21 protein-coding genes are annotated in these 20,928 nt (G+C 70.0%); 13 read left to right on the top strand and 8 right to left on the bottom strand.

Annotation, left to right across the window (positions count from 1 at the left end; all coding sequences use genetic code 11):
• Window positions 1-119: 119 nt before the first annotated feature.
• The 11 genes from ABZ154_RS30220 (at window position 120) to pstB (ending at window position 11,501) form a co-directional block, all read left to right on the top strand.
• Complete coding sequence (locus tag ABZ154_RS30220; protein WP_356837552.1) at window positions 120-443, top strand: MerR family transcriptional regulator; 324 nt, start codon at window positions 120-122, stop codon at window positions 441-443.
• Between the two features lie 92 nt (window positions 444-535).
• A complete protein-coding gene (locus tag ABZ154_RS30215) occupies window positions 536-970 on the top strand; it encodes a GntR family transcriptional regulator (RefSeq protein WP_356837551.1) in 435 nt (144 codons plus the stop codon).
• Window positions 967-1,896, top strand: a complete 930-nt coding sequence (locus ABZ154_RS30210; protein WP_356837550.1) for an ABC transporter ATP-binding protein — start codon at window positions 967-969, stop codon at window positions 1,894-1,896. Before ABZ154_RS30215 ends, ABZ154_RS30210 begins: the two co-directional genes overlap by 4 nt.
• Complete coding sequence (locus ABZ154_RS30205) at window positions 1,893-2,882, top strand: hypothetical protein (protein WP_356837549.1); 990 nt, start codon at window positions 1,893-1,895, stop codon at window positions 2,880-2,882. Before ABZ154_RS30210 ends, ABZ154_RS30205 begins: the two co-directional genes overlap by 4 nt.
• A gap of 349 nt (window positions 2,883-3,231) precedes the next feature.
• Window positions 3,232-5,484: an RNA degradosome polyphosphate kinase gene (locus ABZ154_RS30200; RefSeq protein ID WP_356837548.1), complete on the top strand. Its 2,253-nt coding sequence runs from the start codon at window positions 3,232-3,234 to the stop codon at window positions 5,482-5,484.
• Window positions 5,453-6,580 carry a CHAD domain-containing protein gene (locus ABZ154_RS30195; protein ID WP_356837547.1) on the top strand — a complete coding sequence of 376 codons (1,128 nt, stop codon included), beginning with the start codon at window positions 5,453-5,455 and terminating at the stop codon, window positions 6,578-6,580. Before ABZ154_RS30200 ends, ABZ154_RS30195 begins: the two co-directional genes overlap by 32 nt.
• Entirely contained in the window at window positions 6,577-7,005 is a 429-nt protein-coding gene (locus tag ABZ154_RS30190) for an NUDIX hydrolase (RefSeq protein WP_356837546.1), read from the top strand. Before ABZ154_RS30195 ends, ABZ154_RS30190 begins: the two co-directional genes overlap by 4 nt.
• A gap of 301 nt (window positions 7,006-7,306) precedes the next feature.
• Window positions 7,307-8,446, top strand: coding sequence for a phosphate ABC transporter substrate-binding protein PstS (gene pstS, locus ABZ154_RS30185; RefSeq protein WP_356837545.1), 1,140 nt, complete (start codon window positions 7,307-7,309; stop codon window positions 8,444-8,446).
• 151 nt (window positions 8,447-8,597) lie between these two features.
• A complete protein-coding gene (gene pstC / locus ABZ154_RS30180; protein WP_356837544.1) occupies window positions 8,598-9,599 on the top strand; it encodes a phosphate ABC transporter permease subunit PstC in 1,002 nt (333 codons plus the stop codon).
• On the top strand, window positions 9,596-10,684 hold the full coding sequence (gene pstA, locus ABZ154_RS30175; protein WP_356837543.1) for a phosphate ABC transporter permease PstA: 1,089 nt from the start codon (window positions 9,596-9,598) through the stop codon (window positions 10,682-10,684). The genes pstC and pstA overlap by 4 nt, the downstream gene beginning before the upstream one ends.
• A 40-nt stretch (window positions 10,685-10,724) precedes the next feature.
• The gene (gene pstB, locus ABZ154_RS30170; RefSeq protein WP_032759705.1) at window positions 10,725-11,501 is read left to right on the top strand and encodes a phosphate ABC transporter ATP-binding protein PstB; all 777 of its coding nucleotides are present in this window, start codon (window positions 10,725-10,727) and stop codon (window positions 11,499-11,501) included.
• A gap of 146 nt (window positions 11,502-11,647) precedes the next feature.
• On the opposite strand, the gene ABZ154_RS30165 is transcribed toward pstB, so the two are convergent.
• Both ABZ154_RS30165 and ABZ154_RS30160 read right to left on the bottom strand, forming a co-directional pair.
• Window positions 11,648-12,646, bottom strand: coding sequence for an inorganic phosphate transporter (locus tag ABZ154_RS30165; RefSeq protein WP_030566598.1), 999 nt, complete (start codon window positions 12,644-12,646; stop codon window positions 11,648-11,650).
• 5 nt (window positions 12,647-12,651) lie between these two features.
• The gene (locus ABZ154_RS30160; RefSeq protein ID WP_015610166.1) at window positions 12,652-13,272 is read right to left on the bottom strand and encodes a DUF47 family protein; all 621 of its coding nucleotides are present in this window, start codon (window positions 13,270-13,272) and stop codon (window positions 12,652-12,654) included.
• Window positions 13,273-13,518: 246 nt separating this feature from the next.
• On the opposite strand from ABZ154_RS30160, the gene ABZ154_RS30155 reads away from it, so the two are divergent.
• On the top strand, window positions 13,519-13,923 hold the full coding sequence (locus ABZ154_RS30155) for a metal-sensitive transcriptional regulator (RefSeq protein ID WP_356837542.1): 405 nt from the start codon (window positions 13,519-13,521) through the stop codon (window positions 13,921-13,923).
• Between the two features lie 56 nt (window positions 13,924-13,979).
• Here the strand turns inward: ABZ154_RS30155 and ABZ154_RS30150 are convergent, their stop codons facing one another.
• Window positions 13,980-14,312 (bottom strand): hypothetical protein, encoded by a 333-nt coding sequence (locus tag ABZ154_RS30150; RefSeq protein WP_356837555.1) that lies wholly within the window; start codon window positions 14,310-14,312, stop codon window positions 13,980-13,982.
• 173 nt (window positions 14,313-14,485) lie between these two features.
• The gene (locus ABZ154_RS30145) at window positions 14,486-15,355 is read right to left on the bottom strand and encodes a hypothetical protein (RefSeq protein ID WP_356837541.1); all 870 of its coding nucleotides are present in this window, start codon (window positions 15,353-15,355) and stop codon (window positions 14,486-14,488) included.
• 165 nt (window positions 15,356-15,520) lie between these two features.
• Between ABZ154_RS30145 and ABZ154_RS30140 the strand changes: the two genes are divergently transcribed.
• Window positions 15,521-15,727 (top strand): hypothetical protein, encoded by a 207-nt coding sequence (locus ABZ154_RS30140; protein WP_356837540.1) that lies wholly within the window; start codon window positions 15,521-15,523, stop codon window positions 15,725-15,727.
• A 106-nt stretch (window positions 15,728-15,833) separates the two neighbouring features.
• Here ABZ154_RS30140 and ABZ154_RS30135 read toward each other — a convergent pair whose 3' ends face one another.
• The 4 genes from ABZ154_RS30135 to ABZ154_RS30120 form a co-directional block, all read right to left on the bottom strand.
• Complete coding sequence (locus ABZ154_RS30135; protein ID WP_356837539.1) at window positions 15,834-16,562, bottom strand: phosphatase PAP2 family protein; 729 nt, start codon at window positions 16,560-16,562, stop codon at window positions 15,834-15,836.
• A 390-nt stretch (window positions 16,563-16,952) separates the two neighbouring features.
• Entirely contained in the window at window positions 16,953-17,963 is a 1,011-nt protein-coding gene (locus ABZ154_RS30130; RefSeq protein ID WP_356837538.1) for a bifunctional lytic transglycosylase/C40 family peptidase, read from the bottom strand.
• Window positions 17,964-18,555: 592 nt separating this feature from the next.
• Window positions 18,556-19,029 (bottom strand): hypothetical protein, encoded by a 474-nt coding sequence (locus tag ABZ154_RS30125; RefSeq protein WP_356837554.1) that lies wholly within the window; start codon window positions 19,027-19,029, stop codon window positions 18,556-18,558.
• A gap of 86 nt (window positions 19,030-19,115) precedes the next feature.
• Window positions 19,116-20,924, bottom strand: coding sequence for an alpha/beta hydrolase (locus ABZ154_RS30120; RefSeq protein ID WP_356837553.1), 1,809 nt, complete (start codon window positions 20,922-20,924; stop codon window positions 19,116-19,118).
• Window positions 20,925-20,928: the final 4 nt, after the last annotated feature.

The raw sequence follows: 20,928 nt of genomic DNA, 5'->3' as shown, positions 1-20,928 counted from the left end.
CCCGGTGGCATCCTGACCGGGTGAACGGACCCGAGATCATCCTCGAAGTGCCGTACGGCACTCGGGCCCCCCGACGTGTCCCCACGCCGAAACCGGCGTGTCCCGAAAGAAGAGGTGCTATGCCCCCTAGCAGTACCCGCCCCACCGACAACCTGGACGACGACGACTACCCCGCCTACACCATGGGCCGGGCGGCCGAGATGCTCACCACCACACCCGCCTTCCTCCGCGCCCTCGGCGAGAACCGCCTGATCACCCCCCTGCGCTCCGAAGGCGGCCACCGCCGCTACTCCCGCTACCAGCTGCGCATCGCCGCCCGCGCCCGGGAGCTCGTGGACCAGGGCACCAAGATCGAGGATGCCTGCCGCATCGTCATCCTCGAGGACCAGCTCGAAGAGGCTCAGCGCATCAACGAGGAACTGCGTTCCGCACGGACGCGGTAGACCTCCCCCGGACACACAGGGGCGGCGTCACTTGACGCCGCCCCTTCCCTGGGCCACCCTTTCACTACTCAATTAGTGAAAGGGTGGTGACCATGGCAGGATCCGCAGCGGTCGAGTTCCGTATCGACCGGCGCAGCGGCGTCGCCACCTACCTCCAGATCGTCCAGCAGACGAAGCAGGCCCTGCGTCTGGGCGTTCTGGAACCGGGGGACCGGCTGCCCACCGCCCGCGAGGTCGTCGAGGCCACCGCCATCAACCCGAACACCGTCCTCAAGGCGTACCGGGAGCTGGAGCGCGAGGGCCTCGTCGAGGCGCGGCGCGGTCTCGGCACCTTCGTCCGCAGGACGCTCGGCGGCGCGGCCGAGGCATCCGCCTCCGACTCGCCGCTGCGCACCGAACTCGCAGACTGGGCCCGCCGGGCACGGTCGGCGGGGCTGGAGAAGGACGACGCCAGCGCGCTCTTCGCGGCCGTACTGGACAGCACGTACCAGCCTGACAGCACGCACAAGGGGGAACAGGACAGATGACAGGTGCTGTGATCGAGGCTCGCGGCCTCGCCATGACCTACGGACGGAGAGGGGGTGCGCGCACGGCCCTGGACGGCTGCTCCTTCCGCCTTCCCGCCGGGCGCGTCTGCGCCCTCGTCGGACCCAACGGAGCCGGGAAGTCCACCCTGTTGAACCTGGCGGCGGGCCTGGCCCGGCCGAGCGCCGGGTCCCTGACCGTCCTCGGCTCCGCCGACCCCTCCGCCGTACGCGACCGCATCGCCTACGTGTCCCAGGACAAGCCCCTCTACCCGCAGCTCACCGTCGCCGAGACGCTGTGGGCCGGCGGCGAGCTCAACCCCGGGCACTGGGACGCCGCCATCGCGGGCCGGATCGCCGCATCGCTGCCGCCGAAGGCCCGCGTCCGTACGCTCTCCGGCGGGCAGCGGACCCGGCTCGCGCTGGCCCTCGCGCTCGGCAAGCGGCCCGAACTGATGCTGCTGGACGAGCCGATGGCCGACCTCGACCCTCTCGCCCGGCACGAGCTGATGGGCGTGCTGATGGCGGAGACGGCCGAGCACGGCACCACCATCGTGATGTCCTCGCACATCCTCGCCGAGCTGGAGGGCGCCTGCGACTTCCTGCTGTTCGTCGACGGCGGCCGCGTCCGGCTCGGCGGCGAGGCCGAGGACATCGTCTCCGCCCACGCCCTGGTCACCGGCCAGGCCGGCCGCGACCTGGCCCCGCACACCGTCGTCGAATCCCGTACGACGGGACGTCAGCTCACCGCTCTCGTACGGAAGGAGGGCCCCGTGGACGAGTCCCTCTGGTCCGCCACGGAACCCTCGCTGGAGGAGCTCCTGCTCGCCCATCTCCGCTCGCCGGAGGCCCCGCCGCTGCTCACGCCGAGCGCGTCGGCCGGGGCGGACAAGGCCCGTGATGCCCGTGAGGCGGTGGCTTCCGCATGAGTACGAGCACCCTGACGACGAACGTCCGGCTGCTGCGGGGCCCGTCCCGGGTCCTCCTGCGCCTGCACCGACGGATCCTGTGGGGCGCCGGTGCGGTCACCGTCGCCGCGATCGTCGGCATGATCGCGGCGGCGCTCCGGGCGGACCAGATCGTCGCGGACTTCGCGAGCACCGGATGCACCCTGAGCAGCACGGCGGAGTCGTGCTTCCAGCCGGCTCGCAACTTCACCGACCAGATGTTCGACCTCCACCGGATGCTCATGCATGCGGGGCTGACCCTCACGGCACTGCCCGCGTTCGTCGGGGCCTTCGTTGCGGGGCCGATGATCGCCAGGGAATGGGAGACCGGCAGTATCAAGCTGTCCTGGACCCAGTCGACCCCACCCTCCGCATGGCTGGCAGCGCGGCTCGCCACCCTCGCCGTACCGGTGGTCTGCGGGATCGTCGTGCTGTCCGCCGTCTTCTCCTGGTCCCGAAGCCGGCTCGAGCGCCCGTTCCCTGCCGTCTGGGAGGACGTGTCGGCCTTCGGCGCGACGGGAACGGTCCCGATCGCCAGTGCGTTGCTGGCGCTCGGTCTGGGCACCCTCACCGGGCTGCTGCTGCGTCGTACGGTTCCGGCTCTGGCGGTGGCCCTGCTCGGCTCCGCGCTGGTGACATTCGTGCTCGGCCTGGTGCGCGACCACTTGTGGCCGGTGGTGAAGTCCACCTACCCCCTCCAGGGTGCCTACCCTGTCCCCAGGTGGGCCTACGTCGTCGAGCACGGCTTCGTGAACGCCGAGGGCGACCGGCTCCCCATCGACATCTGCGTCGACTCCCTCGACTACGAGGGCTGCCTCGCCGGACATGACGGGCTGCAGAACTACGTGCACTACCACCCCGCCTCCCACTACTGGCCCCTCCAGCTCGTCGAGACCGGCATCCTGCTGGCTCTCGCCGCGCTCGCCACGCTCGCCGCCTTCCGGGTCCTGCGCCGCCTGCACGGCTGACCCCGGACGGCACCGGCGGCACCGGCCGCACCGACCTCGCCGTCCGGGCCCTACGAGGGGTGGGCCCGGGCGGCGATCACGTACGGGAGGTCGATCACGCACAGTTACCGCCCGACCATCCCGCAGGCACACCGCTTCCTGTACGTCATGTCGCCGTTACCGGCCATTCAGACGCCCTTGCGACCCTCACGGGATGCAGCCAGCTCTGCCAGCCCCCCGCCGCAAACGGAGGGCCGGGGGGAATGCCTCCTCGGCCTCCCCCGGCCGTGACCCCGGGTTTCCCGGGCCTTCCGCGATCTTTCCCGGCTCCGACGCGCCTACCGGGGCCCCCACGCGGAACAATGGGTTCATGAGCCAGCAGCCCAGCTCCGAGGTCCCGGTCCAGCCCGCCCAGCCGTCCGTCGGCGCACTCGCCGCGCACCGGCCGCACGCCGTCGCGCACCCCTCATCCAGCAACGCCGGCTTCTCCACCGCCGCCGACCTGGACCCCGATCTCGACGCCGACGCGGACGCGTACGAGCCCGACCGGGACGGCGACGAGCTGCCCCAGGGCCGGTTCCTCGACCGCGAGCGCTCCTGGCTCGCCTTCAACGAGCGCGTCCTGGAGCTGGCCGAGGACCCGGCGACGCCGATCCTGGAGCGGGCCAACTTCCTCGCGATCTTCGCCTCCAACCTGGACGAGTTCTTCATGGTCCGGGTGGCCGGCCTCAAGCGCCGCATCGCCACCGGGGTCGCCACCCGCTCCGCCTCCGGCCTCCAGCCCCGCGAGGTCCTCGACCTGATCTGGACCCGCTCGCGCGAGCTCATGGCGCGGCACGCCGCCTGCTTCCAGCAGGACATCGCCCCGGCCCTCTCCGACGAGTCGATCCAGCTCATCCGGTGGCCGGATCTGACCGAGAAGGAGCAGGCCCGCCTGTTCACCTTCTTCCGGCAGCGCGTCTTCCCGGTCCTGACCCCGCTGGCCGTCGACCCCGCGCACCCCTTCCCGTACATCTCCGGGCTCTCCCTCAACCTCGCCGTCGTCGTCCGCAACCCGGTCAGCGGCCACCGCCACTTCGCCCGGGTCAAGGTGCCGCCGCTGCTGACCCGCTTCCTGGAGGCGTCCCCGCAGCGTTACGTGCCCATCGAGGACGTCATCGCGGCCCACCTGGAGGAGCTTTTCCCGGGGATGGAGGTGCTGGCGCACCACATGTTCCGGGTCACCAGGAACGAGGACCTGGAGGTCGAGGAGGACGACACCGAGAACCTCCTCCAGGCGCTGGAGAAGGAGCTCATGCGGCGCCGCTTCGGTCCGCCGGTGCGTCTGGAGGTCGAGGAGTCCATCGACCCGTACGTCCTCGATCTGCTGGTCCGCGAGCTGAAGGTGTCCGACGCGGAGGTCTACCCGCTGCCCGGCCCCCTGGACCTGACCGGCCTCTTCGCGATCGCCTCGCTGGACCGGCCGGAGCTGAAGTTCCCCAAGTTCATCGCGGGCACACACCGGGACCTGGCCGAGGTGGAGTCCGCCTCCGCGCCCGACATCTTCGCCGCCCTGCGTGAGCGGGACGTCCTGCTCCACCACCCGTACGACTCGTTCTCCACCTCCGTCCAGGCGTTCCTGGAGCAGGCGGCGGGCGACCCGGACGTGCTGGCCATCAAGCAGACGCTGTACCGCACCTCCGGCGACTCCCCGATAGTGGACGCCCTGATCGACGCGGCCGAGTCCGGCAAGCAGGTCCTCGTCCTCGTCGAGATCAAGGCCCGCTTCGACGAGCAGGCCAACATCAAGTGGGCCCGCAAGCTGGAGGAGGCCGGCTGCCATGTCGTGTACGGGCTGGTCGGGCTGAAGACCCACTGCAAGCTCTCGCTCGTCGTCCGCGAGGAGGGCGACACACTGCGCCGCTACTCCCACGTCGGCACCGGCAACTACCACCCCAAGACCGCCAGGCTGTACGAGGACCTCGGCCTGCTCACGGCGGACCCGCAGGTCGGCGCGGACCTCTCCGACCTGTTCAACCGGCTCTCCGGCTACTCCCGCCGCGAGACCTACCGCCGCCTCCTGGTCGCGCCGAAGTCCCTGCGCGACGGGCTGATCGCCCGGATCAACAAGGAGATCTCCCACCACCGCGCCGGGCGCCCCGCCTACGTACGGATCAAGGTCAACTCGATGGTCGACGAAGCGATCATCGACGCCTGCTACCGGGCGGCCCAGGCGGGCGTGCCCGTCGACATCTGGGTGCGCGGGATCTGCGCGATCCGCCCCGGGGTCGCCGGGCTCTCGGAGAACATCCGGGTCCGCTCCATACTCGGCCGATTCCTCGAACACTCCCGGGTCTTCTCCTTCGGCAACGGCGGCGAACCCGAGGTGTGGTTCGGCAGCGCCGACATGATGCACCGCAACCTCGACCGCCGGATCGAAGCCCTCGTCCGGGTCACCGACCCCGCCCACCGCGCCGCACTCAGCCGACTCCTGGAGACCGGTATGGCCGACACCACCGCTTCCTGGCACCTGGGACCCGACGGCAACTGGACCCGGCACGCCACGGACGCGGAGGGGCAGCCGCTGCGGCACGTCCAGGAGATGCTCATCGATGCCCGGAGGCGCAGGCGTGCGACGCCCTGACCACCAGACGACGACCCGGCCCACCCCCGCGGACGGGGGCCCGGAGGACGGTGCCCCCGGGAAGGGGGCCCTCGGCGAGGAGGCCCGTCAGGAAGGGGCCGCCCCGCCCCGCCCCGCCGACGGCGTGAGCGCCGAGACCGTCCTCGCGCCCTACCTCCAGGGGCAGGCCGCGGACTTCCTGCGCAGCCTGCGCCTGCACCGTGAGCACAGCGCCCCCTCCGACGCGAACGGCCAGGGCGCCGAGGCCGCGGCGCGCGCCCTGCGCCGCTCGGCCCGGCGCGTCAGCGGCTCCCTCCACACCTTCCGCAACGTCCTGGACCCGGTCTGGGCGGACCACCTCCGTACGGAACTGGCCTGGCTCTCCGGCACCCTCGCCCGCGAACACGCGTACGCGGGCCGGCTCACCCGCCTGCTCGACGCCCTGCACCGGCTCTCCGGGGCCGCCCTCCCGGCGGCCCGCGGCACGAAGCCCTCCGGAAAGGCCGCGACCACCCCGGACGCCCAAGGCCGGGCCGTGCTCGGCGTCGGGGCGGCACGGGCCGGGGCGCTGCTGGAGCGCCAGCTCACCCTCGCCCGGACCCGGGCCCACTCCGCCGCGCTCCAGGCCCTCGGCTCCTCCCGCTTCCACGCGGTCGCCGACGCCGTGGCGCTGCTCGCCTCCGAGGTCCCGCTGGCCCCGGGCACGACGGGCCGGGGTTCCGAGGCGCTCCTGGAGCCCGCCGAACGCGCCGAGCAACGGCTGATCGGCGCGGTGGCGGCCCTCCCGCCCGACGAGTCGGCGGAGCCGTACAACGAGGCGCAGGACGCGCCGTGGCACCAGGCCCGCCTGCTGCTGCGGCTGCACCGGTACGCCCACGAGGTCGTCCTCGGCGCCGCCGACCCGGTCCTCACCGGTGCCGGGCACGCCCTGGACCTGCATCGGGACGCGGCGGAGGCGGCCACGGCGGCGGCAGCGGCGGCCCGCACCCCCCGCATCGCCCCGGCGACCGCGTACGCCCTGGGGGTGCTCCACGCGGACCAGCGCCACGAGGTGGAGGCCGCGCGGGCGGTGTTCCGGGAGACCTGGCCGTACGCGGCGGCCGTGACGGCCTCATGAGCGGCGCCCCGGACCCGGCGTCGACCGTCCGGGCCGCGGGCTGCGTCCTGTGGCGCCGCGCCCCGGTCGGCGACGGGGTGGAAGTGTGCCTGGTACACCGGCCCCTCTGGGACGACTGGAGCTTCCCGAAGGGCAAGCTCAAGCGCGGCGAGGAGGCCCTGGCCGCCGCCGTACGCGAGGTCCTGGAGGAGACCGGCCACCACTGCGCCCCGGGTGCCCCGCTCCCCACCGCCCGGTACCTCGTCGACGGGCGCACCAAGGAGGTCGCCTACTGGGCCGCCGAGGCGACGGGCGGCACCTTCGAGGCCAACGACGAGGTGGACCGGCTGCTGTGGCTGGCCCCCGAGGCCGCCCGCGTACGCCTCACCCAGCCGCGCGACCGCGAACAGCTCACCGCGCTGCTCGCCACCCTCCCCCGGACCTGAGCTCCCCACGCTGCCCCCACCTGAGCTCCCCGCGCTGCTCGCCGCCCTGCCCCCACCTGCGCTCCCCGCCCTGCCCCGCACCTGAGCTCTCCGCGCTCCCCCACGGCTGAGCCGGGAGCCGCCCGCACCGGCCTGCCCGACACGGTTCACCTGCCGTTCACTCTCCCCCGTAGGCGGCTTCACCTGTTCTGCCTAATTTCGGACGTACACGGTGCGCGGCGCCAAGCCGCAGCAGCCCTCCTCATCGCACGCCGTCGTAGAACGAACAGATCACGGCGGCTCCTGGAAGGAACACCCGAAAGTGAAGCTTCAGCGCAAGAACCGGCTTCGTGCCACCGCGCTCGGTGCCCTCGCCGTCTCCGGCGCCCTGGTCCTCACGGCGTGCGGTTCGGACGACAACACCGGCAACGGGACCACCGGCGGCTCCGGTGAGAAGTCCGCGGCCGCGTCGAGCATCGACTGCGGCAAGGCCAAGGGCCAGCTCCGCGCCTCCGGCTCCAGCGCGCAGAAGAACGCCATGGACCTCTGGGTCAAGAACTACATGGCCGCCTGTTCCGGAGTGGAGATCAACTACAACTCCTCCTCCTCCGGTGAGGGCATCGTCGCCTTCAACCAGGGCACCGTGGGCTTCGCCGGCTCCGACTCCGCGCTGAAGCCGGAAGAGGTCGCCGAGTCGAAGAAGGCGTGCAAGACCGGCCAGGGCATCAACCTCCCGATGGTCGGCGGCCCGGTCGCGGTCGGCTACCACCTGGAGGGTGTCGACAAGCTCACGCTGGACGCCCCGACCCTCGCGAAGATCTTCGACACGAAGATCAAGAAGTGGAACGACCCGGCGATCGCCGCGCTGAACAAGGGCGTCGACCTCCCGGACAAGGCCATCCAGGCCTTCCACCGCTCCGAGGACTCCGGCACCACGCAGAACCTCGGCAAGTACCTCGGCGCGGCCGCCCCGAAGGACTGGAAGTACGAGGCCGAGAAGAAGTGGCCGGCCCCCGGTGGCCAGGCCGCGTCCGGCTCCTCCGGCGTCGCCGCCCAGGTGAAGCAGGTCGACGGCGCGATCGGCTACTTCGAGCTCTCCTACGCCAAGTCCCAGAGCATCTCCACGGTCTCCATCGACACCGGCGGCTCCGCCCCGGCCGACGCCACCTCGGAGAACGCCTCCAAGGCCATCGCCGCGGCCAAGATCAAGGGCACCGGCAAGGACCTGGCGCTCGACCTCGACTACACCACCAAGGCCGACGGCGCCTACCCGCTGGTCCTGGTCACGTACGAGGTCGTCTGCGACACCGGCAACAAGGCCGAGACGCTCGACACGGTCAAGTCCTTCCTCTCCTACGCCGCCTCCGACGAGGGCCAGAAGATCCTGACCGACGCGGGCTACGCCCCGATCCCGGCCGAGATCAACGCGAAGGTCCGCGAGACCGTCAACGGCCTCTCGTAACCACCCCGCCGCGTACCCGGGGCCCCGCCCCGCGGTACGCGGCACCGGCAGGCCGGCCCGGCGCACCCCTCCGGACCGGTCCGCCGCCCCAACCATCCGGTGCACCGCCGCCAGGGGAGCCCTCGGCTCCCCCACACAGACCGGAAAGACCATGGCCTCCACCACACCGATAGACACACCACCAGCCCTGCCGGCACCCCCGGACCGCAAGGCGCGCCCCCAGTCCACCGGGCGCGCGGGCGACAAGGTCTTCGTCGGCCTGTCGCGCGGTTCGGGCATCCTGCTGCTCGTGCTCATGGCGTCGATCGCGGCGTTCCTCAGCTACCGGGCCGCCATCGCCATCTCGAAGGACGACGGCAACTTCCTCACCACCTTCGACTGGAACCCGGCCGGCGACCCGCCGGTCTTCGGCATCGCCGTCCTGCTCTTCGGCACGGTCGTCAGCTCGATCATCGCGATGGTCATCGCGGTCCCGATCGCTGTCGGCATCGCGCTGTTCATCTCGCACTACGCGCCGCGCAAGCTGGCCGCCCCCATCGCGTACGTCGTCGACCTGCTCGCCGCCGTCCCCAGCATCGTCTACGGCATCTGGGGCGCTCTCGTCCTGGTGCCGTACATGGAGGGCCTGAACCTCTGGCTCGACCAGTTCTTCGGCTGGACGTACATCTTCGAGAAGACCGAGGTCGGCGTCGCCCGCTCCCTCTTCACCGTCGGCGTGCTGCTCGCGATCATGATCCTGCCGATCGTGACCAGCGTCAGCCGCGAGGTCTTCCTCCAGGTCCCGAAGATGAACGAGGAGGCCGCCCTCGCGCTCGGCGCCACCCGCTGGGAGGTCATCCGCCTCTCGGTGCTGCCGTTCGGCCGCTCCGGCATCATCTCCGCCTCGATGCTCGGCCTCGGCCGCGCGCTCGGCGAGACGATGGCCGTCGCCACGGTCCTCTCCCCGAGCTTCATCATCTCGCTGCACGTGCTCAACCCGGGCGGCGGGACGTTCGCGCAGAACATCGCGGCCAAGTTCGGCGAGGCCGACGAGTTCGGGCGAGACGCCCTGATCGCCTCGGGCCTCGTCCTCTTCGTCCTCACCCTGCTGGTCAACGGCGCGGCCCGGCTCATCATCGCCCGCCGCAAGGAGTACTCGGGGGCCAACGCATGAGCCACGCATCCACCGCCGTCCAGGAACGCCCGACGCCGCCCACCGGCCCCGTCGCGCCGACGACCGCCCTGAGCAGCCGCTCGCTGCCCCGCCTGGCCCCCGTCGGCTTCGCCGCCGTCGCGATCGCGCTCTCCGTCGGCATCAGCACCGCCGCCGGCTGGCACAGCAAGGTGCAGTGGGGCATGATCGCCGCGCTGCTCTTCCTGGCCATCTCGTACGTCGCCACCAGCGTCGTGGAGAACAAGCGCCAGGCCAAGGACCGCCTGGCCACCAGCATCGTCTGGGTCTGCTTCCTGATGGCGATCGTCCCGCTGGCCTCCCTGCTGTGGACGACGATCACCCGCGGCGCCGAGCGCCTGGACGGCTACTTCCTCACCCACTCCATGGCCGGCGTGCTCGGCTCGGAGGCCAGCGGCGGCGTCTACCACGCGCTGATCGGCACGCTGGAGCAGGTCGGTATCGCCACGGTGATCTCCGCCCCGCTCGGCCTGCTGACCGCCGTCTACCTGGTCGAGTACGGCAAGGGCTCGCTCGCCAAGGCCGTCACGTTCTTCGTCGACGTCATGACGGGCATCCCGTCCATCGTGGCCGGTCTCTTCATCCTGTCGATCATGCTGATCTTCGAGATCCAGCCGTCCGGCCTGATGGGCGCGCTCGCCCTGACGATCCTGATGATCCCGGTCGTGGTCCGCTCCACCGAGGAGATGCTGAAGCTCGTCCCCAACGAGCTGCGCGAAGCCTCGCTCGCCCTCGGCATCCCGAAGTGGCGCACTATCCTGAAGGTGGTCCTGCCGACCGCGATCGGCGGCATCACCACCGGCGTCATGCTGGCCATCGCCCGTATCGCCGGTGAGACCGCCCCGATCATCCTGCTGGTCTTCGGCAGCCAGCTGATCAACGCGAACCCCTTCGAAGGCGCCCAGTCCTCACTGCCGTTCTACATCTACGAGCAGTACAAGATCGGCGAGGCCGCCTCGTACGACCGCGCCTGGGCAGCGGCCCTGGTACTGATCGCCTTCGTCATGATCCTCAACCTCGTGGCCCGCGGAATCGCCCGCTGGAAGGCCCCGAAGACCGGTCGCTGACGCGGCCATCAGCGACCTCCCGAAAGAAGCAGTGATCTCCATGGCCAAGCGCATCGACATCAGCGGCCTCAGCGCCTTCTACGGCAACCACAAGGCCATCGAGGACATCTCGATGACCGTGGAGCCCCGCTCCGTGACCGCCTTCATCGGCCCGTCCGGCTGCGGCAAGTCCACCTTCCTGCGCACCCTGAACCGGATGCACGAGGTCACCCCCGGCGGCCGCGTCGAAGGCAAGGTGCTGCTGGACGACGAGAACCTCTACGCCTCCAACGTCGACCCGGTCACCGTGCGCCGCACGGTCGGCATGGTCTTCCAGCGCCCGAACCCCTTCCCCACCATGTCGATCTTCGACAACGTGGCGGCGGGCCTGCGGCTCAACGGCAGCTACCGCAAGAGCGAGCTGAACGACGTCGTGGAGAAGTCCCTGCGCGGCGCGAACCTCTGGAACGAGGTCAAGGACCGGCTCAACAAGCCCGGCTCCGGCCTCTCCGGCGGCCAGCAGCAGCGCCTGTGCATCGCCCGCGCCATCGCGGTCGAGCCGCAGGTCCTGCTGATGGACGAGCCGTGCTCGGCTCTCGACCCGATCTCGACCCTCGCCATCGAGGACCTGATCGGCGAGCTGAAGGAGCGCTTCACGATCGTCATCGTGACGCACAACATGCAGCAGGCGGCCCGCGTCTCGGACCGCACCGCGTTCTTCAACCTCGCGGCGGTCGGCAAGCCCGGCCGGCTCATCGAGATAGACGAGACGGAGCGGATCTTCTCCAACCCGTCGGTCCAGGCCACGGAGGACTACATCTCGGGCCGCTTCGGCTGAGCCGTACGCCTGCCCCTCCCCCGATACGGCCTTGCGGTGCTGCATGGCGGTGCCACCACAAGGCGAAAGGGTCCGCCCCCGCTCTCCTCGGAGAACGGGGGCGGACCCATGCCGTAGGCCGTACGTCGTACGCGGCCGGTTCGGGCTCAGCCGAAGAGCAGCAGCACCGCGCCGTAACTCAGCGCGGCGACCAGCGCCGCGGCCGGCATGGTGATGAACCAGCCGAGGATGATGTTCTTCGCGACGCCCCAGCGCACGGCGTTCACCCGCTTGGTGGCGCCGACGCCCATGATCGCGGAGGTGATGACGTGCGTCGTGGAGATCGGGGCGTGGAACAGGAACGCCGAACCGAACATGATCGACGCGCCGGTCGTCTCGGCGGCGAAGCCCTGCGGCGGGTCCAGCTCGATGATCTTCCGGCCGAGGGTCCGCATGATGCGCCAGCCGCCCGCGTACGTACCGAGGGAGAGCATCACCGCACACGCGATCTTGACCCAGACCGGAATCTCGTCGTTGGGGCCCTCGATGTCGGCGATGACCAGGGCCATCACGACGATGCCCATCGTCTTCTGCGCGTCCTGGAGACCGTGGCCCAGCGCCATGCCCGCCGCCGAGACCGTCTGCGCGATCCGGAAGCCGCGCTTGGCCTTGTGCGGGTTGGCGTTCCGGAACATCCACATGATGCCGACCATCACCAGGTAGCCGGCGATCAGGCCGACGAACGGGGAGATGAACATCGGAATGACGACCTTCTCCAGCACGCCGGACCAGATCACATCCGTCCCGCCGGCCAGCGCCGCCCCGACCATGCCGCCGAACAGAGCGTGCGAGGACGAGGACGGGAGGCCGAAGTACCAGGTGATGAGGTTCCAGATGATCGCGCCGACCAGCGCCGCGAACAGGATGCCCATCCCCTTCTGCCCCACGGGCGTGGCGATCAGGCCTTCGCTGACGGTCTTGGCGACCCCCTGGCCCAGGAAGGCACCGGCGAGGTTCATCACCGCGGCCATCGCCAGAGCCGCACGCGGGGTCAGCGCCCGGGTGGAGACCGAGGTGGCGATGGCGTTCGCGGAGTCGTGGAAGCCGTTCGTATACGTGAAGCCGAGCGCGACACCGATGGTCACGATCAGCGCAAAGGTGTCCACGAGGTTCAGGACTCCTTGACCGCGATGGTCTCCACGGTGTTGGCCACGTGCTCGAACGCGTCAGCCGCCTCTTCCAGCACATCCACGATCTGCTTGAGCTTCAGCACCTCCATGGCGTCGTACTTGCCGTTGAAGAGCTGGGCCAGCAGCTTGCGGTGGACCTGATCGGCCTGGTTCTCCAGGCGGTTGATCTCGATCCAGTACTCGGTGAGGTTGGCCATGGTCCGCAGCCCCGGCATCGCCTCGGCGGTCAGTTCCGCCGCCCGGGCCAGAACCTCGATCTGCTGCTCGACGCCCTTGGGCAGCTCCTGGACCTGGTAGAGGACGACCAGGTCGACGGCCTCCTCCATGAAGTCCATGATGTCGTCGAGCGAGGACGCCAGCTTGTAGATGTCCTCGCGGTCGAACGGCGTGATGAAGGAGGAGTTCAGCTGGTGGAAGATCGCGTGGGTGGCATCGTCCCCCGCGTGCTCCGCTGCCCGCATACGCTCCGCGATCTCGACTCGGGAGGCAGAATCCGCCCCGAGCAGTTCCATCAGGAGTTTCGAGCCCGTGACAATGTTGTCCGCGGACGCGGAGAACATGTCGTAGAAGCTCGTCTCCCTGGGGGTCAGACGAAAGCGCACGTGGGGTCCTCGGGATGCTTTGGATTCGGTCAGGCTGATGCTAGGCGCATCATCCGGCCACGGCTAACCGGCGTTCTTCAGTGTCGCCCATCGTGAACGGGGATCAGCACCGGCCCCCGGTCGCGTTTCCGCCGGATTCGTTACGATATACCCGTCAGGGGTATATCGAGGTCAGGGGCCGCATCAGGCCGGAGCGACACCGCGGCAGGCTGTACCAGGGCGCACGAGGACAACGGGAGGACGCAGATGACCACCACCGAGACGACGGGCGTGGGAGCAGGGGCGGCAGCGGAACCGGCAGAGACCTCGGCGGCGGGCGCGGCGGCTCCCGTCGGTGCCGAGGAGATCGTGACCGACCACGACCGCGGCATCCACGGCTACCACCACCAGAAGGACGAACACCTCAAACGGCTGCGCCGGATCGAGGGCCAGATCCGCGGCCTCCAGCGCATGGTCGACGAGGACGTCTACTGCATCGACATACTCACCCAGGTCTCGGCCTCCACCAAGGCCCTGCAGTCCTTCGCCCTCCAGCTGCTGGAGGAGCACCTGCGCCACTGCGTCGCCGACGCGGCGGTCAAGGGCGGGGAGGAGGTCGACGCGAAGGTCGCGGAGGCCACGAAGGCGATCGCCCGGCTGCTGCGGACGTGAGAACGGGGCGGGCCGGTGCGGGCCGGTGCGTCGGGGGCGTCATCCCGCGTGAGGCGTCATCGCCGGTGAGCGGCCTGCCGGGGAACGGTCGTCCACGCCTCCGGGCCTCTGACGGTGAGGGCGACGTCCACCACACCTCCTCCGGCACCGGCACCTTCTCCAGCACCGGTGCCTTCTCCAGCACCAACACCTTCTACGGCACCGGTGCCTACACCTGCACCTGCACCTGCACCGGGCGTCTCGTCCCCGGCGTTGAGCACTTCGTCGATACGGTCGGGACTGAGGCGCTCCTCACGCGCCGCCGAGGCCGCGATCATCAGCTCGCCGCACAGCTCGATCTCGGCGAGGGCCACGTAGTCCTGAGCGTGCGGAGCGCTGAGCGTCACCACCTGCGTCACCTCTCTCTGCCGTCGCCGACCCTTCTGGCGCACCGGCTTCCTAGCGTAGGGAGCGCGATACGCACCGCGCATGGCACGGACGGACCATTTAGCCCCCCTCCCAACCGGCCCCTTCCGCCCCGCCCTTCCCTTAGGGGACGCGACGGCGGGTGGCGGCCGGCTGCTCAGCCCTGCCGGATCTCCCCCGTGTAGATGTCGTCCTCGTCCGGCAGCGTCACGGTGACCGGCGCCCCGAACCCGTACAGCAGCAGCGTCGAGACCACCGTGACCTCCGCCGCCTCCTGGCCCCCGGAGGCGAAGCTGAAGCGGTGGCGGACCTTCCGCAGCCGGCCCTCATCGTCGAGGTACGCGTCGAACGGGACGGCGTCCTTGCTGAACCCTTTCGCCGCCGCGCTCAGCGCCCCCCGCGACTGCGGCGACGCGGCACGCGCCGCGCGATTCAGGTCGGTGACGCCCCGGTAGTGATGCACCGTCACCCCGGCCAGCTCGGACTCCCCCATATACGTCACGTCACCGGCCCCTCGCAGCAGCTCGGCGGCGGCCATCGGGTCGGTGACCCCACCGGTGACCAGGTTGCCGTCCTCGAGGACGGTCGTGTCGATCCTGACCCACTTGTCGTCGGGGACCCCGGCGCCGCGGTTCTTCATGTAGAGCGCGCCCGGCGCCAGCAGCTCGGTGATCGGCCGGCGGTCGTCCGCGCCCGCCGCGTCCGTGGGGAGCACCACCTTGATCCGCCCCATCTGCTTACGGAAGTCGTACGTGCCCTCCCCACGGATCGTCACCCGCGTCCCGCCGGCCGCCGTCTCCATCGACGTACGGGCTTCCGCACCGCCCGTTTCGGCCAGTACACCGGCTGCTCGCCCCAGCACGTCGAACGGGCGCTCCGCGGATACGGCGCGCTGCCCGGAGCCGTCGCTCCCGCCGCCTCCCCCGCCCCCGCCGACGCACCCCGCGGTGACCGCGATCACCCCGGCCACGGCGAGGGCGCGGGCAGCACGGGCCCCGCCTCGGTCCCTGTACTGCTGCACCACCATCGCCTGCCAACCCCCAACGAATGCCGCCCGGCCGAGCCCTCACCCGTCCCGCATAACGACCACCGGCGTCCCCCGTCACGCCGCCCCGGCGCGTCCGCCGTGCGGCCGGGGGGCGTCCGGCGCACGCACTCCCCGTTCGGAGGCCGTCCCCAGTACCGTGGTCGGGTGCACGAGGAACCCTCCGCCCCAGCCCGCACCACGGCCCCGCACCCCTCTTCGTGTCCCGCACCGCCCCCGGCGGGGCACAGCACCACGACGACCGAGCGGGGGTCGTTCTGCCTGGCCCGCTGCACCTGCGGCTGGACGGGCCCCGCGCGCAGATCGCGGGACCGGGCCCGCACGGACGCCGCCGGACACCTGGCGGCTTCCTGATCCACACGGGACCCTGATCCACACAGGACATGGCCGGAAACAGCACGATCCCCCAGGTGCGCGCAGCACCTGGGGGATCGTGAAAGCGGTTCGTGGGGCCCGGCGGTCAGGCGGCGAGATCCTTCTCCCCCGGGTTGCCCCGCCCGGTGCCCGGCCGGGGCTCGGGAATCTCGCGCGGGTCCCCGCGCTCCTCGGCGTACGCCGCCGCCTTCTTCGACCGGACGACCCAGCCGACCCGGTCGGAGCGGGAGACCGCCGCCATCAGCGGGGTCAGCAGGGCCATCGCGAGCGGCGCCAGCAGCAGGGCGACGGCCGTGCCGAGAGCGAATCCGCCGATCACGTCGGTGGGGTAGTGAACGCCCATGTAGACGCGGCTGACGCCCGCGAAGAGCGCGAGGCCGAGCGCGACGAAGCCGAACTTCCGGTTGGCCACGAAGATGCCGACGGCGAGGGCCATGGCGAGGGTGGAGTGGTCGCTGACGAAGGAGTAGTCCGTTTTGCCGTGGATCAGGACCTCGAGCCCCTCGTGGTCGTTGAACGGGCGCGGCCGTTCGACGAAGCCACGGATGGGGATGTTGATCACGACTGCGAAAGCGGCGGCGAGCGGCGCCCAGACGAGCCCGGCGACCCCGGTCACCGAATCCTCGGCGCTCCCGCGCTTGCGCATGCTCCACCAGCACCAGAGGCCCACCAGGACGAGGCCGAACATGGTCCCGTACTCACCGACGAACTCCATGACCCGGTCGAGCCAGGTCGGAGCGGCCTTCGCCAGCCCGTTGATGCCGTAGAGCACACTGACGTCCGGGTTCGACCCTTCGAGTTCGAGTCCAGCCATCTGCTGCGGCCCCTTGCCTTGTCTGCTTCTTGTGTGGCGACGCGCGTCCCTGCGCGCCACCGTGGTCGAACCCCCGTGTTCGGTGTGGTCCCGTTCCTGCGCACGCATGGTCAGTGCGCATGCCGTCCCTGTCCAGGGAACGGCCCGGTGCCCGTCCGCGTTCCACTCTCCACCGAATGATCACCATGACGTTATCGAAGAGTGACTGGTCGTCGCAGCTCAGGGCCCAGGCTTCACGGAGAGTTCCGGCCACGGCCGACTCTCCGTCAGGCCTGCCGCGCGCCGTCCGCTCAGGAGAGACCCGTCACCCCGGCAGTCCGTCAACCCGGCAGTCCGTAAGTCCCGGCAGTCCGCCATCAGACCCCGGCAGTCCGTCATCCCTGCCGTACGTCACGCCGACGGCAGGTCCGTCGGGAGCGCCGCGGCACCGTCCTTGGTGACGCGGGTCGCACCGAAGTAGTCCGGCGTATCGATCTTGTCGAACCGGATGACCGCCCCAGTGAAGGGGGCGTTGATCATGTACCCGCCCCCGACGTACAGCCCCACATGCCGAATGGCCCGCGAATTGGTCAGATCGTCGGAGAAGAACACCAGATCCCCCGGGAGCAGCTCGTCCCGCGAGGGATGCGGTCCGGCGTTGTACTGGTCGTTGGCGACCCGCGGCAGCTCGATGCCCACGGTCCGGTACGCGGCCTGAGTCAGCCCGGAACAGTCGAACCGCCCTTGCTGCTCCGGCGTCCCGTTACCGCCCCACAGATACGGCGTACCGAGCTTCTTCTGCGCGAAGTAGATGGCCCCGGCCGCCTGCCGGGAGGGTGCGACGCGGCCGACGGGCCGGGCGAAGCTCTTCTCCAGCGAGCGGATGATCTTCACGTAGTTCTGCGTCTCCTTGTAGGGCGGCACGCCACCGTACTTGATGACCGCGTAGGCACCGGCGTTGTACGCGGCCAGCATGTTGCTCGTCGGGTCACCCGGCACCTTCCTCACGTACCCGGCGAGCTCGCAGTCGTACGAGGCGGCCGAGGGGATCGCATCGGCCGGGTCCCACACGTCCCGCTTGCCGTCGCCGTTGCCGTCGATGCCGTGCGTGGCCCAGGTGCCGGGGATGAACTGGGCGATGCCCTGCGCGGCGGCGTGGCTCTGCGCCCTCGGGTTCCAGCCGCTCTCCTGGTACAACTGGGCGGCCAGCAGGGCCGGGTTGATGGCGGGACAGAGGTTGCCCCACTTCTGGACCAGCGGCTGGAAGCGCGCCGGTACCGCCCCCCTGGCAAGCGCGACGGCACCGCCCCCGCCCGCCCCGGCGAGACCGGCGGCGGCCGAGTACGTACCGACGAGGAGCAGCGCCATGAAGGCCGCCGCCATGCCCACGCCGATACCACCGAAGACCCAGAATTTCCGCACCCCTCAACCATCCCCCATCGGAAGACGGTTCCGGGGTGTTTTCGACGGTGTGTACGAGTCATCCGCAGCACACCACCGGCGCACCGGGAGCGCAGGGGGGCGGTGGCGGCTCCTCAATCCCGTCGGTAACGGTCAACCAGTTCGTACGTCACCACCAGTAGCCGGAGCGGACGTTGAGCCGCGGCAGCGGATAGACGCCGTGGTAGGCGGGCTTTCGGCGCGGCGTCGGGAGGGGCCGCGCTCGACTCCTTCACGCGGGGACTGTCCGCCTCCGGAAAGGCCTGCCCCTCCCCTGGAAGGAGACACTCACACCGGACCCCGCCTCCGTGACGGCGTGGACAGCCGGGAACACCTCGTCCTTGTTGACGGCCTTGATCCGGTAGCGATCCCTCACCAGAAGGCCTCCAGCAGAAACCGCAGTTCCTCGTATGCCGGACAAGGGCAGTCCCTACCTCGTGGGTGGGCGGCACAGCGACGGGTCAGCCACTCGGCGTATGTGACCACACGAGCAGGGGGCGCGACACGGGCCCCAGGACCCACGGGAGAACTCAAAGCCCTCATCCAACAGGCGGGTTGGGACGGCTTCCTCAAATCACCGCCCGGATGTCACGTCGACTTCCGGCCCCTCGGCCGACCAGAAGTCGGAGTGGATGTTGGGGCGGGGGATGGCCTCCGCCTCCGGGTCGAGGAATGCGGTGGCCTGACGGGTGGGGTCGGCCACCTCGGATTCCTGGACACAAGGGCTGTCCACATCAAAGTGGACCTGACCCTTGTCAGCGACGATCAAGCTCACCACAAATCCGTCTTGGGTCTCTGCATACATCGCTGGAGCGTCCACGTGTTTGTTGATCGCCCTCAGCCGGTAGCCACTCTTCCTCCAGTACCGGTCCACCACGCCCAGCAAATTTCCCCTCCGCTGAGCGGAGACGACGGTCATAACCGTTCTCCTCCGGGTCACCGTGCAACTCCCCACGCTCGTCGGGCCGTGAACCCAGCGCACGTCCGGTTCGATCGCCGCGAAAATTCCATCGAGAATCCGATCCGCATGCTCCGCAGCGCCCTGCATATCCACGCTTTCACCCCGCGTCCCGACGCACCCGGACAGTAAAGCCCCCATGAGGAGAGTAACAAAAGCCGATAGGACTCGAATCATCAACGTGACTCTTCCGGTCTGACCAAATGAGAACGCCCTGCGGCGATCAACGCCATGTTGTCGACAGAGGACTTATCGGCCACTGGATTGAAGTACTCCGAGTGCGCGTCGACCGACATCCCGCCCCGCCCAAGCAAAGGTGGGCCATCCCCCACCTCGAACCTTCTCGCCCCAAACGACTCGCTGGCCGGGTCCCGCCCGAACCAGACGTCATCGCCCCCCGGGTCCGCCAGGCCACCGAACAAATACGCCGCCGCAGGCCCACCGGCCAGTATCCCGGCCCCGCCAACAGCGAACTGTTCCTTCGCGGGAATTTTAGTCACGATGTCGTTGGAGGCCGCTCCGACGAAGACATGCCCCCTGCCCACCCCCAGGTCGTCGGCGCTGTCGACACCCACTCCCGGGCTTCCCACGAAGACGATGTCGTCGACACCGGGAATTCCGCCCGCCTGTTGCGTTGCTGCTCCTACGGTTCGTGAACCGTAGGAGTGGCCGATGGCTGTCATGTGCGGATTCGCATGCTCGTTTGTCGCCGCGAGGCCCCCCATGAACCCACTGAAGGACCGACCACCGTCCTCAGCTCTGCCACCACCAGCGACAGCAAAGGTTCCCCACCCGTCCGGTGACTGCGGTGCGTCATATCCAAGCCAGGTGATAGCCGCAGCCGATTCCCCATGGCGATTCGAGGCAATGGCCAGATCACGTGCCCGCTTGAGATCATCCCTCGCGAATTCCTCGTCCAACGACGTATTCAGCCCAGGCACATACGCCGCCACATTCTTCGATGTGTCCGGGTTTCCATACGAAACAATCGCTCGACCATTCCCTTGATCCCCGATACCGAGCAGATACATCGGCGGCTCCCCCGGCTCCCGCACCGCCCGCAACTGCCGGTCGATCTCCCGCAGTGCCGCCAGCTTCGTCACCGAGTCCTCGTCGTCCCGCCCTTCCAGCTTCCCCATCAGCAGCTGGAGGTTGTCCCGGTTGGCCGCGTCCCGCACCAGCGCCGGGATCCCGTCCAGGTTGCCGATCTGGTCCGGGTACACCGCGAGGTACTCCTCGCGCTGTTCGTCCGTCAGCCCCGCCCACCACGCCCTCCGCTCGGCCGGAGACGCGTCGTGCGGGATCCCCTGCTTCAGGTACCCGCTCGCCGCCTGCCGCACCGCCGCCGCATCGCCTGCGGCGTCCGTCCATGTCGCGGCGGGAACACTCAGGCCGTCCTCCGCCTTCAGCGCCCGCAGGATCTTCGCGTACCGCCAGTCCACGTCGGCCGCCGCCCGCACCGCCTGGGTGACCCGGTCAGCGATGTCCTGGGCCTTTGCGGCGTTCGGGTTGGGCGCGACCAGTCCGGAGGGGCCGGCCAGCCCCGGGTTCGGGACTCCGGACACCCGTCCGCCCGCCAACGGCTTTCCGTCGACCAGGCCCTCGCCCGCCGCCGGGTACGTCACCGAACCGTCCGGGTGCACCGTGTACTTCAGAGCCGCCGCATCGTCGAGCGCACCCTGAAGAACACGCTGCTGGGCCTTCACCTCATGGGCCAGGCTGTTCAGCGTGGTCCGAAGCAGCCCGCACTCCGTATAGATGTACTGGAGGTTCATCGACAGCCGGCGCAGCCGCCTGACCGCTGCCCGAGCCGCCTCGCCCTTCTGCGTCCGGCGCAGATCGTCGACGAGCTGGGTGTCGATACGGTCCCGGGCAGCGTCAGCACGGTTACTGGCCCTGCCCCACCCGTCGGCCGCCTCCTCCAGCTCGGCGCACTTCACCGCACGTAACTTCGCCCACGTCAGGGTCGCCCCCAGCGCGCTCAGACCA

Origin of the sequence: Streptomyces sp. NPDC006261, from assembly GCF_040613515.1 — a bacterium.
Lineage (GTDB): Bacteria > Actinomycetota > Actinomycetes > Streptomycetales > Streptomycetaceae > Streptomyces.
Note: the sequence above shows the minus strand (reverse complement) of the source record. Positions and strands in the feature narration are given on the sequence as shown.

Coding starts and splice junctions, on each gene's coding strand:
- ABZ154_RS30220 (WP_356837552.1), top strand. CDS start 120: ATGCCCCCTAGCAGTACCCGCCCCACCGACAACCTGGACGACGACGAC.
- ABZ154_RS30215 (WP_356837551.1), top strand. CDS start 536: ATGGCAGGATCCGCAGCGGTCGAGTTCCGTATCGACCGGCGCAGCGGC.
- ABZ154_RS30210 (WP_356837550.1), top strand. CDS start 967: ATGACAGGTGCTGTGATCGAGGCTCGCGGCCTCGCCATGACCTACGGA.
- ABZ154_RS30205 (WP_356837549.1), top strand. CDS start 1,893: ATGAGTACGAGCACCCTGACGACGAACGTCCGGCTGCTGCGGGGCCCG.
- ABZ154_RS30200 (WP_356837548.1), top strand. CDS start 3,232: ATGAGCCAGCAGCCCAGCTCCGAGGTCCCGGTCCAGCCCGCCCAGCCG.
- ABZ154_RS30195 (WP_356837547.1), top strand. CDS start 5,453: ATGCCCGGAGGCGCAGGCGTGCGACGCCCTGACCACCAGACGACGACC.
- ABZ154_RS30190 (WP_356837546.1), top strand. CDS start 6,577: ATGAGCGGCGCCCCGGACCCGGCGTCGACCGTCCGGGCCGCGGGCTGC.
- pstC (WP_356837544.1), top strand. CDS start 8,598: ATGGCCTCCACCACACCGATAGACACACCACCAGCCCTGCCGGCACCC.
- pstA (WP_356837543.1), top strand. CDS start 9,596: ATGAGCCACGCATCCACCGCCGTCCAGGAACGCCCGACGCCGCCCACC.
- pstB (WP_032759705.1), top strand. CDS start 10,725: ATGGCCAAGCGCATCGACATCAGCGGCCTCAGCGCCTTCTACGGCAAC.
- ABZ154_RS30155 (WP_356837542.1), top strand. CDS start 13,519: ATGACCACCACCGAGACGACGGGCGTGGGAGCAGGGGCGGCAGCGGAA.
- ABZ154_RS30145 (WP_356837541.1), bottom strand. CDS start 15,355: ATGGTGGTGCAGCAGTACAGGGACCGAGGCGGGGCCCGTGCTGCCCGC.
- ABZ154_RS30135 (WP_356837539.1), bottom strand. CDS start 16,562: ATGGCTGGACTCGAACTCGAAGGGTCGAACCCGGACGTCAGTGTGCTC.
- ABZ154_RS30125 (WP_356837554.1), bottom strand. CDS start 19,029: ATGCAGGGCGCTGCGGAGCATGCGGATCGGATTCTCGATGGAATTTTC.